Raw genomic sequence first — 22,777 nt, 5'->3', positions numbered from 1 at the left:
ATTAGTAAATCATCACTGTTTATTACTGTGGGAGCGCAGAGGGTCACGAATACCCCGTCCTTTACAGGCTGTCCAACAATTACTTTTGGTAATAAAATGATTCCTTCTTTTTTGATTTAAAGGTCTTATTTGCTTTATTTATATCACTTTTTATTACTACCAATAATTGTCGGACAGCCTGTTTAGGGTGGGGTGGCCTCCCGCAATTTGATTTTAAAGTCACAGGAATTTTGTAACACAGAAAACGCAGCCGGTCACAGAGTGATTCGGTCTGGATATTACAAACATGGAAAACACGGAAAACGTAGCCGGTCATAGAGTGATTCGGTCTGGATATTACAAACATGGAAAACACGGAAAACACGGAAAACATAGAAAACACGGAAAACACAGAAAACACGGAAGAAACACGCCTTTACTACTGATTTCCGTGTCTTCAGTACTTTCCGCTGCTTTCAAAAAATCCGTTTTGGACATACTTGGAATCAATGCACTAGATTTTGGTACTGAGTCGTTGAAGATTATTCTACATAAAAAGGGTTATCTGATCGCCGTACACATCTTCAGTTACTTCTCCATACAACTTCACCAGTTTCCAATCACAGAGCTTTTTGTGTACTCCCCAAAATAGTTATAAATTATTTAGGGAGCAGTAATTGTAGAACAATACTATAGCGATTCTCTCAAGAAGCCATAGTAGCCTCAATATTTTCCAGCAGGAAAGCAACAAAAGTACACCGTTTATAGGTGTACTCTTGTTGTCATTTCCTCTCACCCCGTGATTTGACTCCAGAGACAGGATTAAGTAAAACTTTAAACGTTTAAAGCTAACTTAATTAAGTCTCTGAGCATTTGGATTCAATTGGTTTTTCAGAGATCTTTGAACTCCATAATTTAATACTAATGCATTCTATATAAAACACAAAGTTTTTAGCTATATCATTAAACTATCAAATCAGATGTTTAATCTCTGATTTCGTTTTTCATTGATAACACTTAATATGATAAACTATCTGGTATTTTGGATATAAAGTTATATCCAAAAGTAAAATATGTACTATATTTTACATTTCGACCCCCCTTAAAAATTAAACAGAATTTATTTTTTATAATATTGATTACGACATCAAATGGATTTTTTGTCAAAGTTTTTTTCAATAATATCTTTCAAACTTAGTTCCGCATTTTTAGGCACATAAATGTCGTTGGAAATCGATACATGTGCTCAGACTTAGGCACATCATATGCAAGGTAAAATTTTTAAATCGTAATCTTCTGACCTCACAGAGATAAAGAAAAGAATATATGCGCCTAAAAAGGCGGAATTTAGGGTCGAAATGTAAATCTGATAGTGGTTTTGAGGAGAAATCCAAGCAAAAATCGCACTTCTTTGAAATAAAGTTTAACCATGGTTATCTTCGCTGAAATACAGAATGCTGACAAAGCCATGATTAAAAGAGGGATTCGGCAATACTTCGTACTGAATTTTCGTACTGTGTTTAGCGGCACTTCTATGTTATGTATTCTTCTTATTTTTTATTAGTAAGTTTTCAGTTTCCATGTAACATGTCTGTTCATAAGATAGTTCCAAAAAAAGACAATTACTATTCCTATGAGGTTTGAAACCAGATAATAGATACCAAAGAAATCTGTCAGGAAATACAGTACTCCTATATTAATAATAAGTCCCACAATTGAGATACACTGGAAAGAAAAGAATCTCTTAAATCTATTCTGTGTATATTTGTTGGCCTTATCCTTCAGTTTAAATGTCCAGTAGTCATTCAGGAAAAAATTACTCAGGATAGATATTTCGATTGCTACTAAACTGGATATAATATAATAAAGGCCTATGTATTCAGTAAATAAATATAAAGAACCTACGTTGACCAGTACCCCGGACAATCCGACAAAACAGAATTTTCCCAATTTTTCCCATTCATTCCAGACATGGTTATTACGAAAAACAAGAGAATACTTAGCGATATTTGAAATTTGTTTTACATAGTCAGTTATGATGCAAAAAGTGAGCTTACTCTCTCCATTCTCCCGATCTGTAAATGTAAACGGAATCTCTACAACTGAATTCCATTTTCCTTTCCCAAGGACTTCCATCAGAATTTTGTACCCTCTTGGGTGGAGTTGAGCTCCGGAGACCACTTTCTTTTTTAGGGCAAAAAATCCGCTTACAGGGTCTGTAATTTCAGGAAATAGTATTCTTCCGAGGCCAGTTGCTCCAAGAGATAAAATCCGACGTTTAAGAGGCCATTGTTTAATGCCTCCTCCTCGAGTATATCGACTTCCTATGACGATATCTGTTCCTTTTTTTATTTCTTCATAAAAAAGAGGAATTAATTCCGGAGGATGAGAAAAATCGGCATCAATTACCATAAAAGCGTTCGAATTTGCCTGCCTGAAGCCCTCAACTACAGATTGTGAAAGACCATGGTCTGTGTGCCTTACAATAATTCTCAGATTATTGTATTTCAGCATAAGCTCCTCGACAATTTTAATAGTTTTGTCGCGAGATTCGTCATCAACAATAAGAATCTCACCATGAATTTTATTTAATGAAAGGGTTGAATTCACAGCTTCGATCATCCTGGCAATATTGACCTCTTCATTAAAGGTGGGAATAATTACTGTTAGTTCATAATTAGAATACATTTTAACTCCAACTTGTGACTTAAATATAATAAGCAAAATAATAATCATGTACTTGTATGAAATTTATAAAAAATCTCATTTTATACCACCAAATTGAAACTATTAGTCCAGAAAACCATTAAAAAACCCTGGAGAAGAGCAAAAGATAGCGTAACAAGGTCTTCTGAAATGTGGTTTTTAGTAATGTCCGCAAAGAGGATGTAAATCGGAAAAATTACAAGAATAAAACGAGGCATGGACTGAATTCCTGTACAAAGTGGGACGAAAAGAGAATACATACAAAACAACCAGTAAGAAAACCGGATCTTTCTGTAAAACAATATAACTATAAAGATAGTAATAACGGCAAAAACTGCCTCGAAGGCTGTGCCAGTATTCCCGTGATAACCGTTAAGTAGAATCTCCAGAGGATTTCCAAAATGCCTTTGCCACATTACCTGAGCATGTGCAAAAGCCATGAAATCTCCAGTTAGGTGATAATTAAAAATCATGAAAGAAATTGTGCCCAGGGGAATTAGGGAGAGATAAAACAGAGGCAGTATCTTATGCATGGAGTTTTTAAGGTTTTTTAAGTTTTCCTTATCTCTTATCAAGGGCATAAGACCCTCGTAAAGTAAAGGTAAAATAATAAGAACACCAGTAGACCTTGTTAGGGATAAAAAGAACCCTGTGATTCCAACTATGTACCATTTACTTGTTCTGGCATAATAGAAACACACCAAAGTAAGAGTGAGATACAGGGACTCGGTGAAAACTCCCGAAAGGATGAAAGAGACCGGAAAAAGAAGTAGATATTTTATTGATTTAATGGAGGTGTCTTCATCATAATCAAGCCTTACAAGCCGGTAAAGATAAACACAAGAAATTATCAAACAAAAGTTTGATATTATTAAGCCGGCAAGATACTCATTTCCTGTAACCAGGCTTAAAAGTCTCATAAGTAAGGGGTATAAGGGAAAAAATGCGATATTAGTCTCCTGTGAAATAACCTGACCCAGAGAAACTGGAGTGTAACCAGACTGAGAAATCTTCATATACCAGCCTGTATCCCAAACACCCCATATATCCAGCCAGACATGACCTATCCAGTCAGGTTGACAGGCGAATTGAGACTCTCCGTATACTGACAAAATTTTACGGGATATTACCCCGATTATACTCAAAATTATTCGCGTACTGAAGAACATCAATAGGATATATTTTATTTCAGGGACATGAGGTCTGTGTTTGGAAAATGAAATTGAGTTCATAAGATACTATTTCCTGTTCAATCCATGTTTTATTTTTGCATTTATTTTAAAACGCAAACATTTTAGCTCAGTAATATAAGCTTTATATCCTGAATTTTGCATTCACAAATCTTCAGAATTCAAGTGATCTTTTGCTTTTTCAAGTGATCTTTTGCTTTAAGTGGAAACGATAAAACGTGTAAGATTATAAATAAAAATATACTATATATGTTGTCAGAGTCTGTTACAACCTGTTAATTTTTTGAGTTCAAGGTATAATTGTAAAATCTAAAGTTTATTTAATCTAACTTTCTGTTTTTAATGAAATATTAGTATAAATTTTAGTTAGTATGTGTGAATAGGAACATAGAAGTTAATAAATAAAAATATTATGTTTAATTTAACAAGATGGAACATTTTATGATCAATTCTATTTTCTCTTATTACAGTTTTTTATATTTATATTTTTTGAAAAATTAACACTGTTTTTTCAAAGTGATTATCTTATAATATATATAGTATTAAAAGTGTTGCCGCAGTATTCAGGCAGGTAGTTTTTCATGCGTCTTCGTTTAAGTAAGGAAACGTGACAAATTGCGTCAATGCCCTTAACATTTATCGAATATTTTGTATATTATTAACTGGGCCCGGGTATCAATTTCATGTTAATAGGCCAAAATTTAAGGCTGGCTTCTAATGCAATATCAATAGCTTTCAGGCAAAAAAATTCCTTAACCGATGACCAATGAAGATCACTTTCTATTTTAATAAAAAAGATTTTGGAAACTGCAAATTGAAGCAAAAATCTACTGTTCGAGAAAGAAGGACAATTACCATCAGTGAACATTCTGAATTACTAAATAGAGCAAAAAAATACTTTTACGGCTCTATATTATAAAAAAGGAAGTTTATAGAAAAGGAAGTACGACTTTTAGAGACAAGATATATATAAATAGTTATGTTTACAAATAAATAGTTAATTTATACTACGCCAAAAATTTCATTGGGTCTGGCCATTGAGGGTGTTTTTCCTCTTAAATGCTGTCTTAAGATTAAGTAATCTTTATTTTCTAATTAATTATCATTAATGCTTAAATTTTGTAAACTTCTATATTAATTCTGAGATATTTGAACTTTTCTATTAAAAGAAAAACATGCTAATTTTTCATCAAGTTATACCATTCATATTATGAGTAATATGAACAAAAAATATCTAAAGCTAGTAATGTTAAGTACATTAGGCTTGCTTTTGATTGCAAACACCGCTGCTGCAGACACCTATTTAAATTGGTGTGGTAAGGAGTGGTGGGTAAGAAGTGGAACTGGTAATCCTGGTGGTAACTACTGGAGCAGTTCCAGCAATAATGTTTGGATTGATGAAAACCAGAAACTACACCTTACAATCCAGAAAGTCGGAGATATCTGGTATTCAACAGAAGTTGACACAACATCCACTGACTATAGCTATGGTGTATACAAGTGGACGGTTTCATCACCAATACTGAATCTCGATCCGAATATTGTAGCTGCTATGTTTTTCCGCCATAACGATACCAATGAGATAGATATTGAAGCTACTCAGTGGGGCTGGATATACAGTGACAGACTTAGTTATAGTGTCCAGCCAAATGCATACCAGAGTGCAATAACTTATGATTCTCCTTACCAGAACGCTACAGACGTAACATACAGTTTTGATTGGGAGCCAACGTATGTCCACTTTACTGCAAAGCTTTCTAACGGAGCTGTCATATCTGACTGGAACTGTACAGATCAGACAAGCATTCCGCATGTAGAAGGCGGAGTTGCGATGCAGATGTGGCTTATGAGTCATTTAGCGCCAATAAATGGACAGAATGCAGAGATGGTTTTATCTAACTTTAGTTATGTGCCATCTTAACTGAGGCGAAAGCCTCTTTCCTTTTTTAATTTTTAGATACGGCTCTCAGGGCATAACTCTTCCAATTTCAAAAACAAAATGAGACAAAATTAGCAAATTTTTCTGTTTCTACTTACTGCCCAGGATGCGCAGTATTTTTTGAAAATAAATACTTTTTCCAGCTAGCATTTTTAAAACAGATCCCAATAATTTAATCTTTTAATCACACTTGGTGAATAAAGGATGATATTGGTTTCTAAATACACGACATATAGTCACGGTTTCTAAATACGCGATATATAGTCACGAGGCTAAATAATGAAACTGCCCAATGAGGTACAATGAAGTTTTTTGTTGCAACAATTACAGGCGTGACTACAGTTGCTTTTACCTTCTGCATAAAAGTTCAATAAATCCGCATTCATGCATCTTTGTTTAAGTGAGTAATCGCGACAAGTTGCGTCAATTCCCTCAATGTTTTTCAAATTTTTTTAGAAAAAAGGTTAATCAAAAAATTCGACGCGATAGGATCTTTTCGAATAGTTATGAATGATACGATTTCTACGAACAAACATGAATAACAGAAACCTTATTGATAATAGCTACTAATAACAGGACCTGATAAAAATGAAGATACTGGCTATTACTGACCCCCATGGAGATTATTCGAAAATAAAGGAAATGATTGAAAAGGCAGGAGATTTTGATCTTGTAGTTATTGTTGGGGACATTACCAATTTTGGGCCCGATGAGAAGGTTGAAGAACTGATGGAAATGTTTGACAGACCTGTACTTGCGATCCCGGGTAATTGCGACTATAGGAGCATTTTAAAAGCCCTTGACGCTTCTAAAGCTACTAACCTGCACGGAAAAGCCGAACAGATAGGAAATATCAGGTTTATAGGACTGGGCGGCTCAAATCCCACCCCTTTCAATTCTCCCTTTGAGTTATCCGAAGACGAAATTGAAAAAGCCCTTGAAGGAATGGTCTGTTCTGCCGAAAACGACAAAGATTGCGGCACCATAGTGCTTCTGACGCATGCCCCACCTTACGGTGCAAGAGATGAACTTCCTTTCGGACACGTGGGCAGCACGGCTATCCAGAAATTCCTTGACCGGGTTGACCTGATCATCTGCGGACACATCCATGAGGCAAAAGGCCTAGAACAGGTTGGAAAGACTGTAGTGGTAAACCCTGGCGAAGCCTGCAAAGGCTCCTGCACCCTTATAACTCTCGGAGAAAAGGAGGAAAACAAACCTATTGAGGTTAAATTTATAGAGGTGTAAAATAACAAGATTCAATAACATCTAAGCGTAAAATAACAAGATTCAATAACACCCAAGAGTAAAATAACAAGATTCAATAACATCCAAGCCTCAAGTTCTAATCAGCTTCAGTCAGGCTTGGAAAATTTACCCAGGGACAACCAGGTTTAGCTCAGGTATATCAGGTGTAGCAATTGCCTGAAAAAGTATTAGACAGGCCCTCAATACACTCTGAACCTTTTCTCTTTTCAGGGACTAAATTCATTACCTGGAAAATCTGTACTATATAATTATATTTTATTTTAGCTCACTCTGTTTACTTTACCTTAAGGAAAAATCCATTTTGCTATCACAATTATTCACTTACCTCCGTCGACTTACTTTCTTTATTTACTTGCATAAAAAGCAAATAGCGTTTGATTAAAAGCGCTTTGAGAGACGGGAATAAAAGCGTTAAATGGTAGATGTCGGAGTAAATTGGCAGATAGAATACTTAAATAAGTTCTGGAAATATTAATAGAGATTTAATAGAAACATTAAATAGAAGTTTCTTGGAACTTGACTCTGAATTTTATAACTTGAAAAATTATAGAGGTTGAGCCACGGACATCATAGAGGATTTTGGTTTCGATCCGGTTTTTCTGGATTTCATGACAAAACTTGCCATCTCTTTTCTTATAGGGATAATGGTAGGTATTGAAAGGGAGCACAGAGGAATCGAACATGAAATTTTTGCAGGGGTGAGAACTTACAGCATAACCTGTATAACAGGTATGTTAGCTGCTTTCGTAAGCGAGGCAAAAGGGCCGGGTTTTGTTTACGTAGCTGCGCTCTTTTTCGGAGCAATTTGCTGCATAATCACTTATTCCAAGATATTTCTCTTTAAACGGATAGGAGTTACCAGCCCTATCAGTCTCTTTTTCATTTTCGTTATGGGAGTGCTTGTTGGCTATGATTATGGCCTGTTTGCTATTATTTCTTCAATAGTTGTGGCTTTTCTTCTGATCCAGAAACAGCCTCTTCACCAGTTCGCAGGAAACCTGACAAAAGAAGAACTCTACAATGCCATACAGTTTCTGGCCGTGACTTTTATACTTTATCCGGTAGTGCCGGATAGGGAGTTTTACGGAATTATAAATTTCAGGACTGCAATACTTATTGTAATTCTTGTTTCTCTTATCAGTTTTTTAAGTTATGTGCTCCTGAGAAAGTTCGGCACAAAGCGTGGAATCTGTTATTCAGGTTTTGTAGGAGGCTTTGTGAACAGTGAGGCAACAACAGCCGCGCTTGCAGGTCTCTCAAAACTAGTGGAGGAAATGGCCGATCCCGTGCTTACCGGAATACTGCTCTGCAATATCTCCATGCTCATTCGGAACCTTGTATTAGCCCTGATTGTTGATCCGACTGGCCAGACAACTTTGCATATGCTTCCTCCCCAGGCAGTGATCATCCTTGCTTCTGTAGCAATAGTTCTCAGGTATGACAAAAAATTCTGCCCTATAAGTGGAGGAGAACTTAAAATTGAATCTCCTTTCTCACTTGGACAGGCGTTTAAATTCGGCTTTGCTTTTACCGTCATCCTGGTAGTAGGAAGTTTTGCTTATAAAGTTGCAGGGACTGCCGGAATTTACGTTACCGCCCTGGGTGCTCTTGTTAGCAGTTCGGGAGTGATTGTTTCGGTAACCTTACTTGCAGTAAGTGGAAATATTTCCTATGCAACCGCAGCGAACACTGCAGTGCTTGCAAGCCTGATTAGCACGATTAACAAGATCCTGCTTTCGAAAATTTCCGGTTCCCCCAACCTTTTCGCCCTTACAAAGAAGACTTTCGGGATAATTACAGTTTTTGGGATCCTTTCTTTAATTTTGTGGAACTTCATGTAACAGGGCCTGACTTTTAGATCTCATACACGAGTTGAAAAATTTTTAAAAGTGGCAATTGCTAAAAAAACAAAAGTAATTTGAAAAAGTAAAATAACATTTTTTCTGTTATCGTTTTTATGGCTTTGGCGATTTAAGTCCCTCCAGGGTAAGAACAAATCTTATTTAACTGGCTAAGCTGGCTACTTTATGGGTTTGACCTCAGGATATTCAATATTGAGCGGTTTGCAAGTTTATGAAAAAGTTTATACTGTAAACAGTGCATAATATTTCACTGTGATAATATGGACGAGACAGATGCGATGGACGTGTATGTCTGTGCAGATCATAAGAAAGCGCTGAACGACAAATGTATTGAAATTGATTATAGTAAAATTTTCGAGAACAGTAAACTTTGCGATTGTGGCTCCGAGCTAAACGATGACACTGCCAGAGTTGTGCTTAAAGCAGTCGCTCGGGCATCTGAAAAATCGTTATCAACTGGCATTGAAACTGTACATATGCTATGCATCACGAAAACGGAATGTAAGAAGTGTGGGAAGGAGTATTTTCTTGAGTCTGCACAACCGATAGAGGAGCAAATACAGACTGCGTTCAGCGACTGCAAATATCGGATGTGCAAAACGTTTTATAAATACCTGGACCGTATTGACATCGATAAACAATATGAGCTGAAATATATTTGCCGCGAATGCAAACCAGCTGCCGAAAAAGAGCCTGCACAATCGGACACAACGATGGACTTACATTCGGAGCCTATCCCAAAACCTATTTTATTCTAAATCATCATGAGTTTTCAGGATCATTTTAGTGATTAGGTCTTCAACTGACTGTTCCAGATAAGAAATCCAAAAATCAAAAATCAAAAATTCAAAAATCAAAAATTCAAAATTCAAAAATTCAAAATTCAAAAATTCAAAAATCAAAAATCAAATTTTGAGTTTCAGGATAGGCTTATCTATTAATTATTCGATGTTGTTTCTAAAAACCCTTAATGCCTCCAGGTCCTAATGGTGAACGAATAGAAAATGAATTTTACATTTTTGTACATGTTGAGTAAAGATCTGAATTTTAGAGATTCAGAACTCAAGTTTAAAATATTAATTGTTTAATTTTATAGAAATAAAACGGAGTTGTTTCATAATGCAGTCATCTTTTAAAATCGGAAACATAATGGACATACCTATCAAACTGGACACATCTTTCCTTCTGGCACTTCCGATATCTGCATATTTTTTTGCGATCAATTCACAGCCATATGGTTTTGTGGGAGTTGAGCCAACTGTAGTTAGATATACTCTTTCTACTCTTTCTGCCATCTTCCTTTTTGTCTCAGTACTTTTACATGAACTTGCACACTCTTATCTTGCAAAACGTTATGGGGCAAATATTTCTAGCATTACTCTCCTCCTCTTCGGAGGTGTAGCCTCTATGGAGATCCCACAGAAACCCGGACAGGAAGCAAAGATAGCTTTTGCAGGGCCTTTAACGAGCCTCATTATAGGTTTTATCTGCCTGTTCACATACAATTACGTAATATCCTCTAGCTCTGCGCTTTCTCAAAACCCTATATATCTTATTATCTGGGTCCTTGGATCAATGAACTTAGTGCTTGGGATCTTTAATTTACTGCCTGCTTTTCCTATGGATGGCGGCAGGATACTCCGTTCACTTTTTGCCAGGAAAATGTCTTATGTAAAGGCTACTCATAGTGCAGCTTCCATCGGAAAGTTTATTGCTATTCTCATGGCGATTTATGGAATTTATACAGGTGATATCTGGTTTCCCCTGATTGCTTTCTATATTTATGGCAGCGCATCTAATGAGGACCGATTTTACTCAGAATTAGGTAGATCTGTATAATATTTAGTCAGAGGTTAGTGGATTTTGCCTGGATCCTGGGATATGTTTGTTGGGCTGGCTAAAGGTTAGACTATGTGCTAAAGGCCCAACTTCAAGCTTTATCAAGAAGAAGGTATTTGAAGGCTTTTTGAATTTATTATTTGTTTTTTCTGGATATGACTGAGTTTCGGGGCCCAGTTGCTGGGACATTTTTGTAGCCATATCCCAGAAAGCCCAGCAGCGCCAATCTGCATGTAATGTACAGTAGCCAGTATTTATGATGATAGCATTTAAGGATCTAATTTACATCCTTGACTAATATCTTCATCCTTTTAGTTCATTTTAACTATGTTGATAATTGCGTTAAGATGCAGTTATATTATGTGATTACTCTCACTTTTTCTAAAATATGTTAAAATTGTCGTATGTTAAAAGTAAAATGGTAAAATACTATTTTATATTACAACAATAAAAAGAATTTATACAATAACTTCAATGTATATATTTGATATACTATTAAAATTATTAAAGAAACTACTATATTACAACTAGGTACTAACCATGAACGACAAAGACCAAACTGTTCCGTTGTTTCCTTTCGGTGTGCCGAATCAATCGATGATCATTGCAAAAGATCAAATTTTGATAAAAGACAGTAATGAGACTGTTTTATCTACTGTAAACGCAGATATTCGCCTAGATCTAGTTCCACGACCTCGTATTAATGTGCATGTTACCAATGTAGAAGAATTAAATATAGCTGAGAGAGTAGAATTAGCTTGGATGCTTGCGTCAGGTAAGTTATTTTATTTAGAATTGAAAAAACATAAGAAGTGCATTGAAGGATATTTAACAACTTGTCACGTGTCGAATCCAAAAGAAAGTTCACTAATCTTTTCTCCATCTTCTGAGACAATAATCGGAGTCGGAAATAAAGATACTCAGATGCAGTATGTTATTTTTTATTTATTCAACTTTAAAAAAATAATTGCAAATAAACGTAGATATTCTAAAAATGTCAACTTAGAAGCAGGCAACTGGGTAGTAGAACTGAAATCTTTCACAGATTCAGATAGTACCTTCAAAAAATTAAAAAATGAAGGCGGTTATGGTCTAACACATGTAGGTTGTTTGAGAAAAAAAGATGGTGCTCCTATTTCGGGTGAAGAAGCTACGGACAAACTTGATATGCTATATTACTTCTTCTCTTTTGCAAAAGGAGCCTGGTGCAATCCTGTATGTGCAATGGGTTTTAACTCCTCATATCGAGTGTGGGAATCATGGTCATCGCCGAAAGAACCTAGCTTCTCCCAGCCATTATCGTGGTTTGATGAGCATCATTCTGAACAACTTGAGAATCTCTTTCCTGATTTCATGCGTTGTTGGAATGATGAATACTGGAATGGCACTTTTCAGCAGGCAATCTATTGGTATATCAATGCCAATAATTCAAACATCGATGTTGGTATTATTTTAACTCAAACTGTACTTGAAAATTTGTCTTTGGATTATGCTGTGAACGAGTGTAAGAAGAATGCAGAAACCTTTGTGCGTCTTTATGCTTTTGATAAAATTAAATTTCTTTTTGATTGTCTAGATATTCCTAACTACATAACCGGTAATACGCCTAAATTGATGAAGCTAGCGGAAGAGTTTAAACTTAAGGACTCTATGTGGAAGGATGCTTCATATTCTATTGTTAGAGTACGTAATTCGTTAATACATCCAGATAGGAAAAATCATGGAAAGTTTGAGGATGTTATGTATGATACTTGGAACTTAGGTCTCTGGTACCTTGAGCTTTCTTTGCTTAATTTGTGTAGATACTCAGAAACCTATCATAATCGTTTAACTGAAAAATCGATAGGAGTGGTCGAAAAGGTTCCGTGGGAAAGTAAGCTGTAGATTTGTCAATCTTGAGACCTGTAATGGATAAATGAGTATTTTTATTACCTCCGGATGAGGGAATCACATACATTGCTTGGCTAGTTTCAGGGATATTTGAGCATAATCTGGAAGACTATATACACTTTATGTAAACAGGATATGTCCCAAAAACAACCTCAACTTAACATCTTAAATCAGACAATTAAAAATTAAAAAATAAAATAGTTGAAAAGTAACATTACTTCAAAAGAGCAATGATGAACGTCAAGCATATGATTATGACTTTTAAGCTATGAAAAATAGCTAAAACAGCCTCGTTCATGGTCTCTTCTCCATTAAAAAGTATAATTTACAGGCTATTCAATGCTAAAATTTGCCAAAACTACCACGAACCGTATAAATTAATGAAATTGATATATAAAAATATTTCGTGTTAATTCGCTAAGTTCAAATCATCTCGGGATATTCAGAGGATATTTGGCGCAACCATTGCTCCTTATATTTGAGCCAAAACATATTACATGCTATAACTCGCGATCAATCTTTTTTCTTAATACCGCTGGCAATCCAAGATATTTTCACTTGGTGCCAAAAATCGCGACAGCTGCTTTCGTTATATGGAGCCTGACAATTGCGAATCCCACCAATATCCCCTGAGCAATCATCTTGGCCGCCATGATGGAAGTCATATCACAATATATGACACTAGGCCCAGCAGATAGAAAAAAATCATGATCAAACTGTAAAAAAAACCCTTCAATTTATAAACATTTAAAAATTAGCAAATCATTTACTTAAAAAGCATTATCAGAAAAAACAGCTATTCAAACGCCCGTTTCTTAAAATTATCCAAGATTAAAAAAGGTTTTGGGAAAAAGAATCTAGCTACCCGCGAAACTTCGAATCAATTTATATTTGTATGGAAGTTTTCGCTGTATGTTACTTCTTTATCCGATTTGGACACCTGATCTGGTGTGCAAATACTTAACTAAGCGGCCAAATATCCAGTTAAGTTCTTAGATACTCAGTCCGATTTACTATTTCTCAGTTAGTCCTTTTTGTCGTCGTGCAGTGTTTTGTGATTTCTATTCCTTAAATTCCTGCTCGAAAGGCAGCAAGCTCTTTATACGAGCTTTATCTCATACCAGTCCGAGAGTTCTGCATCAAGAACCCCTTCATGGACCATCTTCTCGATCTCGTTTTCAACCTGTCCGTAAGTGAACTTATAGTCGTATGAGATTGCGGAGATGACATCCGGACTATGGCAGAATCTGTTCGGAAACGCATTATTGAACATTGCTACGTTTTCGAGGATCAAATTCCTTAGTCTTTCCATTTTTTATCACCTCTTTTTATTGTTTTTAGTTTTCTCTTCATTTCGGTTCGATTTCTCTTCTCCTCAACCACTATATTTGCACATCAAATATATAGAGATTATCCTAATATACTATATAGATAGAGAATCTTTAGATTATACGCCATGGCTATATAGTTAAAGATGGCAGGCCGAAATTTGGAACCTGGATATTTTAGCCTGGATTCGGCAGGTTAACGCAACTAGAAATATATATTTTCATATTTTTCCCCCATGAGACTCCATATTTTCCAGTGAATTTCTTCCATATTCAGTATAATCGATGCACTAGGATAATTAATAAATAGTGAAATATATAAGTGACAGCTTTCTAATTCTGACAAAAGTTCTTTATCTAAAGGCTTTTATATAGTTATAAGAGATTTTCTGCCTTTATATTTCCAAATTTAACTATTATTTTATCAACAACAAATTCTTTAACAATATCAATGGCATATTTTATAAATTTACAATATTTGTTAAGTCCATAGTTTATCTCAGCTATGCAAAAGAAAGAAGGTCAAAAAAAAGAAGGTTAAATTAGATAATAAGGTCAAATTAGATAATATATCGATGTGAACTGACTGTAATAGATACCTTAATGTTGACAAATACAGTAAATGCAAATGATGCTTCATTACATTATTATTAAAATTAGATTAATATAAAAGCTAAAAATATTGATTTATTCAATTATCATTAAAATCAGGCATTTTGTTGCATAAAAGAGGGAGACAAGGGGAATAATGACAGCTAAAATGGAGCAGTCTCAAGCAATAAACCCGAATCCTGTGATCAGTGTGGCAAAGGATGGTACAGTTCTTTACTCTAATGAGGCAGGAAAGCCTTTATTGCATGAGTGGGACGTGAGAGTAAGAGAAAAATTGCCTCCACATATCGAAATTTTTGTTCAGAGGGCAATTTGCCAGGAAGTTAGTGAAAAAATAAAAATTAAAGTGGGGGAAAGAGTATACTTTACTGTTTTTCATCCCTTGCCTGAGCAAGAATGCGTAAACATTTACGGATTTGATATAAGTGAGAGTAAAAGGCATGAGGGAGAACTCCAGGAAAGTGAAGCTCTGGAGATGATAAATCTGGAACTTGCCAATATTATTGATGTCCAGGCTATCCAGTCCATAATTGAGGATTTCTATAAGCTTGCTAACATTCCAATAGCCCTGGTTGACCTCAAAGGCAATGTTCTGGCAGGTGCCGGATGGCAGGACATCTGTACGAAATTCCACAGGGTTCATCCCGAAGCCTGCAAACACTGCATGGAAAATTACATCAAGCTATCCTCAGGCGTTCTCCCAAGAGAATTTAAGCTGAATAAATGCAAAAACAATATGTGGGATATAGCGACTCCCATTATTGTGGACGACCAGCATGTTGGCTATGCCTTTTCAGGGCAGTTCTTTTTTGAGGATGAGCCTGTAGACTATGAATTATTCCGAGCCCAGGCCAGGAAATATGGCTTCAATGAGCAGGAGTACATAGCAGCGCTTGAGAAAGTTCCGAGATTGAGCCCGATAGCTGTGGATATATGCATGTCTTTTCTTACGACATTTACCAATATGGTTTCGCAGGTAGGCTACAGCAATATCAAGCTGTCTCAATCGCTGGCGGAGCGAGATGCTGTGGTGGATGCATTGCAAGAAAGCGAGAAGCGGCTGCGTCTCCTGAGCAACAATCTGCCAAACAGTGCGGTATATCAGTATGTCCTTGAGCCCAATGGCAGTACCAATTTCATATACTTCAGCGCAGGTATCGAGTGGTTGTTCGGCATCAGCATATCCGATTTGCTGCGTGATCCCAACACATTGTACAGGCACGTTCCGCGGACGTATTTAGAACGACTCGTCGAAGCCGAGGCACGCGGTGCCCTCGAATTGTCTGATATTGATCTGGAATTACCTGTGCAGTTGCCCAACGGCCAAGCTTACTGGATAAGGTTGCACTCTCGTCCGCGCAGGCTTCCCGACGGCCGAACAATCTGGGACGGTGTACTGACTGACATCACCAAGCTAAAGCAGGCTGAAGAGGTGCTGTGCGAGAGTGAATCACGCCGTAAGGTTACCGAAGCTGTCGATACTGAACGGAAGCGGTTCTTTGATGTACTGGAGGCACTGCCGATAATGGTTGCTCTATTAACACCTGACCATCACATTGCCTTTGCAAACCGTTGTTTCCGTGAGAAGTTTGGCGAGTTAGGCAATCAACATTGTTTTGAGTATTGTTTTGGGCTTACCGAACCCTGTGAGTTCTGTCAAGCATATAAGGTACTTGAAACCGGCCAGCCCTATCATTGGGAGGTCACCATGCCGGACGGTAGTACGTTTGATGCTTATGACCTTCCGTTTACAGACGTTGATGGTTCTCCCATGATCCTTGAGATGGATATCGACATCACCAAACGAAAGGAAGCTGAAGAAGCTCTTGCAAATATTGAGACTGCTCGGAAAAAGGAAATCCATCATAGAATAAAGAATAACCTTCAGGTAATTTCCTCTCTGCTGGACCTTCAGGCTGAACAGTTTAGAGATAGAGAGGATATTAAGGATTCAGAAGTTCTGGAAGCCTTCAGAGAAAGCCAGGATAGAGTAATATCTATGGCTTTGATACACGAAGAACTGTATAGAGGCGGCGGATTCGAAACACTAAACTTTTCCCCGTACATTCAGGAACTTGCTGAGAATCTTTTATTAACATACATGCTTGGAAATTCCAATATCACCTTAAGCATGAATCTGGAAGAAAACGTTTCTTTTGATATGGATACTGCAGTCCCATTAGGAATAATTGTCAATGAACTTGTTTCCAATTCCCTAAAACATGCATTCCCTGACAGAGAGAAAGGAGAAATCCAAATTAAACTTAGTAGAGAGGAAAAAGAGTGTATAAAAAACATAAACGAAGACTGGAAGCGCACTAACTTCATTCTCACCGTTTTAGATGACGGAATAGGCATTCCTGAAAATCTTGAAATTGAAGAGCTTGATAGTCTGGGATTTCAGCTTATAACTTCCCTTGTAGACCAATTAGATGGGGAATTTGAATTGAAAAGGAATAATGGCACAGAATTCATTATGAGATTTACAGTGACAGAAAAAGATAATCTGGCTTAAGCTGGTCTGAAATCACAATAAAATAGATGAAAAATTAGTGCGGGGAATAGGTATCTTCAAAAAATGCCACGCTGTTTTGTAAAGAATTAATCCCAAAACCAATTTTATTCCCACATCAATAAGAGTTTCAGAATTATTTTTCAGGATCATAATCTCTTATTTGTAATCCAGAATATGATATTCAAAGAAGCAATTTTGCGTTTTGGGATCAGCTCTATATATCAGCTCTATATAAAAGATATCACCAATTCAAATGTAAATAATGCAGCTTAAAAGGAGACAACATATGAGCACATTTCAACCATTGAAAGCAGATGCATTTGATTTTAGTCCATTTCGGATGATAGGAAAAGAATGGATGCTAATTACAGCAGAGAAAGAAGGAAAGGTTAACAGCATGACTGCCTCATGGGGCGGGCTTGGTGTGATGTGGAATAAAAACGCTGCATTTATTGTAGTACGCAAGAGTCGTTATACAAAAGAATTTATTGATGGTTCAGATAATTTCTCAATTTCTTTCTTTGACCGTGAAAAATATGGAAAAATGTTGACTTATATGGGTACGGCATCAGGAAGAGATGAAGACAAAGTGAAAAAATCTGGTTTGACAATAAATCATTATGAAGGAATTCCTTATTATAATGAGGCTTCCAAGGTTTTGGTATGCAAAAAAATGTGCTGCCAGCCAATCAAACCTGAAAGCTTTGTGATGGAGCAAATTGATGAACAATGGTATGCGGATAAGGATTATCACGACCTTTATATCGGAGAAATTGTCGAAATTCTTACACGCTAAATAGCGTATTTTTTGAATCGTTTATTTTAGTCGAATACCCCGCTAGCTTGCTGCGGGGTGCGCCATCGCAACTTTGATTCCACAAGGCAGAGCAAATGCCTGTCATTGTTGAACCACCCGACTACTTATATTGCCATGCCTTTTTTGAACTGGCTGTTGTAAAGGTTGGCATAAAAACCACCCGAAAGAAGTAGTTCGTTATGCGTGCCTGTTTCTACTACTCGTCCACCGTCTAAGACTATAATTTTATCTGCGTTTTTGATGGTAGAAAGGCGGTGTGCGATGACAAAACTTGTTTTTCCGTGCATCAGTTTGAGCAGCGCACTCTGAATAATCAGCTCTGTCCGTGTATCAATTGAAGAAGTCGCTTCATCAAGTATCAACACAGAAGATTGTGCGATCATCGCTCTCGCAATACTGAGCAATTGCCGCTGTCCCTGTGAAAGGTTACCGCCATTGTCGGTAAGGATCGTATCATAACCCTGTGGCAGTTGCATAATAAAGTCATGGGCATGTGCCAGCTTTGCTGCCTGTTCAACTTCTTCGTCCGTTGCTGTCAGCTTGCCATAGCGGATATTCTCGCGTATGGTGTCTGAGAAGAGAAAAGTATCCTGGAGTACCATTGAAATAGACTGCCGCAGACTCTTTCGAGTAATGGCATTTATATTCTGTCCATCAATATAGATTGCTCCGTCATCAATGCCATAAAACCTGGTGAGAAGATTGATAATGGTTGTTTTGCCTGCACCCGTCGGTCCCACAATGGCAATCGCCTGACCTTTTTCCGCAGAAATTGTTGCTTCTTTAAGTACAGGCTTACCCGGTATGTATGAAAAATTAACGGATTCTATTTCCACGTTGCCTTCAATGTTTTGAATGTCTCTGGCATTATCCGCGTCCTTTTCTTTTTCTTCGTCCATTACCTCAAACACTCGCTCTGCACCTGCAAGGGCTGACTGGATAGTGCTGAAAAGGTTGAGGATATTGTTGATCGGCTGGGTAAAATTGCGCATATAGAGCAGGAAAGAAAATATTACGCCGACAGTGATTCCCGCAAACCCCTTTATTATTAAAATACCGCCGCAGACCGTGATAACCAAATAGGTCAGATTATTAATAGTGTTATTCACCGGTCCCATAACACTGCTTATCGTCTGTGCTTTCATAGAACTGGAGACAAGCTTTTCGTTGATTTCTTTGAAGTGACCCTCCACTTCCTTTTCTCGGGAAAAGACCTTAATAACTTTTTGGCCGGAAACCATTTCCTCGATGTATCCGTTAAGCCGTCCAAGCTCAGATTGCTGCTCTTTAAAAAACTTTTGGGATTTTACGGCGAGGGCTTTTGATGTAAAGAACATCAGTGGCATTGTCAGCAGCCCGATCAGTGTAAGCAACGGGCTGAGCAGCAGCATTGCTACCAGCATACCGACAACACTGACGACACCTGAAAAAAGCTGCACGACACTCTGTGAAAGTGTAAGGTTGATATTGTCAACATCGTTTGTCAGGCGGCTCATGAGGTCACCGCTTGAATGGGTATCAAAATACTTGAGGGGCAGTTTTTGCAGGCTGCTGAAAAGATCGCTCCGGATATTGGCCGAAGTTTTCTGAGCAACACGGATCATCAGAGAATTCTGCATGTAAGTAGAAAAAACCGCAACAAGGTAAATGAGAATCATGACAATACAGATGCGAGCAAGTCCTGCAATATCTTTTTTAGATATAAACTCGTCAACCGTGTACCCATTTAGTTGAATGCCGATAATGGTGATCACTGTTGTAACAAGAGCACAGAAAAAAACGAGGAGCAATGTGCGCCGCCATTTTCCAAGGTACATAATAATGCGTATGAGTGTTCCCTTAACGTCCTTGATTTCTGTTTTTTCCCTGTGAAGAAAAGCGCCTGGTCCTCCTGCCGGGCGGCCTGTAATATTATGAGGTATATCATGAGGCATCACGTTATTCTGCGGCATTCGGTAGCACCTCCTTGCCAAGCTGTGAAACGGCTATATTGCGATATACTTCGTTGCTTTGCAGTAATTCTTTATGGGTACCTTTTGCAATAACACTGCCATGATCAAGCATCAATATTGTGTCCGCATCCATAACACCGGATATACGCTGCGCAATGACGATTATCGTGTTTTCTTTCATCTTTTTTGCAATTTCAAATTGCAGGCGAGCCTCGGTCGAGAGGTCAACTGCGCTTGTGGAATCATCAAAAATCAAAATTTTTGGCTTTTTCAGAAGAGTTCTTGCGATGGAAAGGCGCTGTTTCTGCCCACCTGATAAGTTTTTTCCTCTTTGTTCAACTTGACTTTGTAATTTGTCCGGGAGAGCCTGAATAAAATCTTCTGCCTGAGCAGCTTGAAGGCTATCCCATATTTCTTCCTCGTCTGCTTCTTCATCGCCAAAATTCATATTTTCTTTAACCGTCCCCTGAAAAAGGACGTTTTCCTGCAGCACGATCCCGATACTGCTGCGCAGGTTCTGTACTGGTATATCCTTAACATCACACCCTCCTATCAGGACCTGTCCACAGGTTACCTCATACAGCCGCGGAATCAGGCTTACAACTGAGCTCTTTCCTGAGCCGGTAGCTCCTATAATACCTATTGTCTGCCCTTCCTTAAACAGGAACGACAGGTTTTTCAGAACATATTCTCCACTTTCGCCGTATCTGAAACTGACGTTTTTGAACTCAATGTCATAATTCTCTGGCAATACGGGAGAATTGCACTCCTTAATACTCGTTTCGCAGTCCAAAACCTCTTTTATACGACCTGATGATGCCTGTGCGCGTGAAACGTTTATAATCATATTGACAAGCATTATAAGAGAGTTTGTTATCTGCACAAGGTAATTGACAAACGCCATTATCTTGCCTGTTTCAATATTTCCGGAAACGACCATATTGCCTCCGAACCACAGGATGGCAACAATGCTCAGATTCATAACCAGAGTAGCTATCGGCATCAGCGTAAAGGTCAGGTTCTGTGCCCGTATGCTTTTTTCTGTAAATTCCGTATTTACTTTGCCGAAAAGTGCATTCTGTTTGTCTTCTAAATTAAAGGCTTTTATAACACGTACACCCAGCAGATTTTCACGCATGACGGTATTAACTTTGTCAAGCCAGAGCTGCATCTGCGTGTAAAGCGGCACCGATTTCATCATCACAAATACGACACAAGTGATGAGAATAGGCAGAATGATGCAGAAAACAACGGCAAGACGGGGACTCAGCAAAAAGGACATAATTATTCCGCCAATGCACAACAATGGTGAACGCACCATGCCACGCAGCAACATGAGAAACATATTCTGAATTTGCATTACATCGTTGGTCAGCCTTGTAATAAGCGACGATGTTTTGAAATGGTCAATTTCCGTATAGGAAAGCGATTGTATTTTATGAAAAAGCTCTTCTCTCAAACTGCCAGCTAACATCACAGATGCAAATGAGGCGAGCACACCGCATCCTGCACCGCCAATTAATCCAGTCAGCGCACAAAGCACCATTTCGAAGCCTGTCGATAATATATATCCCAGGTCTCTGTTTTGAACTCCTATATCCACAATATTTGACATAAGCCTTGGTTGTTGAAGGTCCATGAAGACTTCTATCAACATCAAAAGAGGAGCAAGTAAAGAACAAATCAGAGCTATGCCCTTAAGATTTTTTTTAATAAGTTGAAACATAAATGTATCCTTTTGCTGTTTTGTAATTATTCAAAATGATAACGTTATCCCTATTTTCTACAAAGGCAGTGATTATTGGCAACATTCCTCGCTACAATCTTTCGGTTCTTTCAAGTCCAGCGTATCAAGACTTTTACACAGCTTTGAGGTAATTGCAAGCATCTCTTCGATTTCTTCTTCCGAGATTTCTCTGAACACGATGTCTGTAAATTTTTTCATGAATTCTTCTTCGGACCTGACAGTGTCTTCAACAATTTCCCTGCCTTTATCTGTCAGGTAGATGTGCATTGACCTCTGATCCTTTTCATCCCGTTTACGCAAAATAAGGTTAAGTTGCTCCAGCCTTCCGAGTGCCTCTGTCATAGACGAAGGGCGCATATCCATTTTTTTCGCAAGGTCCCGCTGGATAATTCCTTCATTTTTCGCGATTAGCTGCAGCAATTTTGACTGCATGTGGAATAGACCGTGTTTGTGGTCCGCCTTATGAGAAAAACGGTGCATTTGCTTGCTCAGACGGTTCAACGTATTATACAGCTGTATCACATTCTTATTCTGCATTTGACTACGTCCACACTGTTATTTAAGCACCTAATATATTTAGGTACCTAAATATCAGTATCGCAACGTTATCTTACAGTGTCAACAATAATGTCGGGCACCAGATGAAATTTTTAAAAAAATTATTACGTTGTTGAATGCAGTTTAAGCTTCGATATAAAAATACCAGTTCTTCGCATCTTGTTAAATTGTCTGATATGACTTTTGGCTCTTAGCTGTTTTGTGTGGCTATCCTCATAATGTCCTCATAAAATTAATTTGGTCTTGAATTGAAAATGGTCTTATACATGGGGAATAGCGAAGAGCCTGGAAGTCTAAGTTTTCGGAACACGGTTCATAATACTTTAATGAATAGGTTGAAGCTGTCAGAACTGCTTATAACCGCCATGAAACAAACATGATGTCGATGAAGTCAATAACGGAATACAACCAGAAAATACAACCAGAAAAAAAACTTCTCCACAGCTTGCGTGGGAAGTATTCCAATTTGTAAATTAAGACCTGTTCCGGACTTCTCAAATGTGGGTCTGGTGAAGATATTTCACATTTCACAATCCATAGACAGAGCAAAAAACAAGAAAAGGGAAATAATCCC

At 37.6% G+C, this 22,777-nt stretch carries 15 protein-coding genes; 9 read left to right on the top strand and 6 right to left on the bottom strand.

The window, feature by feature from the left end:
- The first annotated feature begins 286 nt into the window (after positions 1 to 286).
- Positions 287 to 631 carry a hypothetical protein gene (locus tag MSKOL_RS07965; protein ID WP_048120108.1) on the top strand — a complete coding sequence of 115 codons (345 nt, stop codon included), beginning with the start codon at positions 287 to 289 and terminating at the stop codon, positions 629 to 631.
- A 908-nt stretch (positions 632 to 1,539) separates the two neighbouring features.
- Here MSKOL_RS07965 and MSKOL_RS07960 read toward each other — a convergent pair.
- Positions 1,540 to 2,667, bottom strand: a complete 1,128-nt coding sequence (locus MSKOL_RS07960; RefSeq protein ID WP_048120106.1) for a glycosyltransferase family 2 protein — start codon at positions 2,665 to 2,667, stop codon at positions 1,540 to 1,542.
- An 80-nt stretch (positions 2,668 to 2,747) separates the two neighbouring features.
- Complete coding sequence (locus MSKOL_RS07955; protein ID WP_156151008.1) at positions 2,748 to 3,797, bottom strand: glycosyltransferase family 39 protein; 1,050 nt, start codon at positions 3,795 to 3,797, stop codon at positions 2,748 to 2,750.
- 1,324 nt (positions 3,798 to 5,121) lie between these two features.
- Between MSKOL_RS07955 and MSKOL_RS18740 the strand changes: the two genes are divergently transcribed.
- From MSKOL_RS18740 to MSKOL_RS07925, 6 genes are all read left to right on the top strand, one after another.
- Positions 5,122 to 5,796 (top strand): glycoside hydrolase family 16 protein, encoded by a 675-nt coding sequence (locus tag MSKOL_RS18740; RefSeq protein ID WP_156151007.1) that lies wholly within the window; start codon positions 5,122 to 5,124, stop codon positions 5,794 to 5,796.
- Positions 5,797 to 6,402: 606 nt separating this feature from the next.
- Entirely contained in the window at positions 6,403 to 7,062 is a 660-nt protein-coding gene (locus MSKOL_RS07945) for a metallophosphoesterase (protein WP_048155035.1), read from the top strand.
- Positions 7,063 to 7,691: 629 nt separating this feature from the next.
- A complete protein-coding gene (locus MSKOL_RS07940) occupies positions 7,692 to 8,924 on the top strand; it encodes an MgtC/SapB family protein (protein WP_231592538.1) in 1,233 nt (410 codons plus the stop codon).
- A gap of 281 nt (positions 8,925 to 9,205) precedes the next feature.
- Positions 9,206 to 9,703 (top strand): hypothetical protein, encoded by a 498-nt coding sequence (locus MSKOL_RS07935; protein ID WP_156151006.1) that lies wholly within the window; start codon positions 9,206 to 9,208, stop codon positions 9,701 to 9,703.
- A gap of 361 nt (positions 9,704 to 10,064) precedes the next feature.
- Positions 10,065 to 10,784: a site-2 protease family protein gene (locus MSKOL_RS07930; RefSeq protein ID WP_052725383.1), complete on the top strand. Its 720-nt coding sequence runs from the start codon at positions 10,065 to 10,067 to the stop codon at positions 10,782 to 10,784.
- A gap of 540 nt (positions 10,785 to 11,324) precedes the next feature.
- Positions 11,325 to 12,668 (top strand): hypothetical protein, encoded by a 1,344-nt coding sequence (locus tag MSKOL_RS07925; protein ID WP_048155029.1) that lies wholly within the window; start codon positions 11,325 to 11,327, stop codon positions 12,666 to 12,668.
- A gap of 1,105 nt (positions 12,669 to 13,773) precedes the next feature.
- On the opposite strand, the gene MSKOL_RS07920 is transcribed toward MSKOL_RS07925, so the two are convergent.
- Entirely contained in the window at positions 13,774 to 13,986 is a 213-nt protein-coding gene (locus tag MSKOL_RS07920; RefSeq protein WP_048155026.1) for a hypothetical protein, read from the bottom strand.
- Positions 13,987 to 14,750: 764 nt separating this feature from the next.
- On the opposite strand from MSKOL_RS07920, the gene MSKOL_RS07915 reads away from it, so the two are divergent.
- Positions 14,751 to 17,129, top strand: coding sequence for a PocR ligand-binding domain-containing protein (locus tag MSKOL_RS07915; protein ID WP_048155023.1), 2,379 nt, complete (start codon positions 14,751 to 14,753; stop codon positions 17,127 to 17,129).
- Positions 17,130 to 17,415: 286 nt separating this feature from the next.
- Positions 17,416 to 17,925 carry a flavin reductase gene (locus MSKOL_RS07910; protein ID WP_048155020.1) on the top strand — a complete coding sequence of 170 codons (510 nt, stop codon included), beginning with the start codon at positions 17,416 to 17,418 and terminating at the stop codon, positions 17,923 to 17,925.
- A gap of 125 nt (positions 17,926 to 18,050) precedes the next feature.
- Here the strand turns inward: MSKOL_RS07910 and MSKOL_RS07905 are convergent, their stop codons facing one another.
- From MSKOL_RS07905 to MSKOL_RS07895, 3 genes are all read right to left on the bottom strand, one after another.
- Positions 18,051 to 19,898: an ABC transporter ATP-binding protein gene (locus MSKOL_RS07905; protein ID WP_156151005.1), complete on the bottom strand. Its 1,848-nt coding sequence runs from the start codon at positions 19,896 to 19,898 to the stop codon at positions 18,051 to 18,053.
- A complete protein-coding gene (locus tag MSKOL_RS07900) occupies positions 19,885 to 21,624 on the bottom strand; it encodes an ABC transporter ATP-binding protein (protein ID WP_048155016.1) in 1,740 nt (579 codons plus the stop codon). Before MSKOL_RS07900 ends, MSKOL_RS07905 begins: the two co-directional genes overlap by 14 nt.
- Before the next feature lie 72 nt (positions 21,625 to 21,696).
- Positions 21,697 to 22,182, bottom strand: a complete 486-nt coding sequence (locus tag MSKOL_RS07895) for a MarR family winged helix-turn-helix transcriptional regulator (protein ID WP_082091069.1) — start codon at positions 22,180 to 22,182, stop codon at positions 21,697 to 21,699.
- Positions 22,183 to 22,777 lie beyond the last annotated feature (595 nt).

The organism is Methanosarcina sp. Kolksee (assembly GCF_000969945.1).
GTDB lineage: Archaea > Halobacteriota > Methanosarcinia > Methanosarcinales > Methanosarcinaceae > Methanosarcina > Methanosarcina vacuolata.
This window is presented reverse-complemented; position numbering and strand designations above follow the sequence as displayed.

Excerpts from the sequence above, each read along its gene's own strand:
- MSKOL_RS07930 (WP_052725383.1), top strand. The coding sequence starts at position 10,065 with ATGCAGTCATCTTTTAAAATCGGAAACATAATGGACATACCTATCAAA.
- MSKOL_RS07895 (WP_082091069.1), bottom strand. The coding sequence starts at position 22,182 with ATGCAGAATAAGAATGTGATACAGCTGTATAATACGTTGAACCGTCTG.
- MSKOL_RS07945 (WP_048155035.1), top strand. The coding sequence starts at position 6,403 with ATGAAGATACTGGCTATTACTGACCCCCATGGAGATTATTCGAAAATA.
- MSKOL_RS07905 (WP_156151005.1), bottom strand. The coding sequence starts at position 19,898 with ATGCCGCAGAATAACGTGATGCCTCATGATATACCTCATAATATTACA.
- MSKOL_RS07935 (WP_156151006.1), top strand. The coding sequence starts at position 9,206 with ATGGACGAGACAGATGCGATGGACGTGTATGTCTGTGCAGATCATAAG.
- MSKOL_RS07915 (WP_048155023.1), top strand. The coding sequence starts at position 14,751 with ATGACAGCTAAAATGGAGCAGTCTCAAGCAATAAACCCGAATCCTGTG.
- MSKOL_RS07965 (WP_048120108.1), top strand. The coding sequence starts at position 287 with ATGGAAAACACGGAAAACGTAGCCGGTCATAGAGTGATTCGGTCTGGA.
- MSKOL_RS07920 (WP_048155026.1), bottom strand. The coding sequence starts at position 13,986 with ATGGAAAGACTAAGGAATTTGATCCTCGAAAACGTAGCAATGTTCAAT.
- MSKOL_RS18740 (WP_156151007.1), top strand. The coding sequence starts at position 5,122 with ATGTTAAGTACATTAGGCTTGCTTTTGATTGCAAACACCGCTGCTGCA.
- MSKOL_RS07925 (WP_048155029.1), top strand. The coding sequence starts at position 11,325 with ATGAACGACAAAGACCAAACTGTTCCGTTGTTTCCTTTCGGTGTGCCG.
- MSKOL_RS07910 (WP_048155020.1), top strand. The coding sequence starts at position 17,416 with ATGAGCACATTTCAACCATTGAAAGCAGATGCATTTGATTTTAGTCCA.
- MSKOL_RS07940 (WP_231592538.1), top strand. The coding sequence starts at position 7,692 with ATGACAAAACTTGCCATCTCTTTTCTTATAGGGATAATGGTAGGTATT.
- MSKOL_RS07960 (WP_048120106.1), bottom strand. The coding sequence starts at position 2,667 with ATGTATTCTAATTATGAACTAACAGTAATTATTCCCACCTTTAATGAA.
- MSKOL_RS07900 (WP_048155016.1), bottom strand. The coding sequence starts at position 21,624 with ATGTTTCAACTTATTAAAAAAAATCTTAAGGGCATAGCTCTGATTTGT.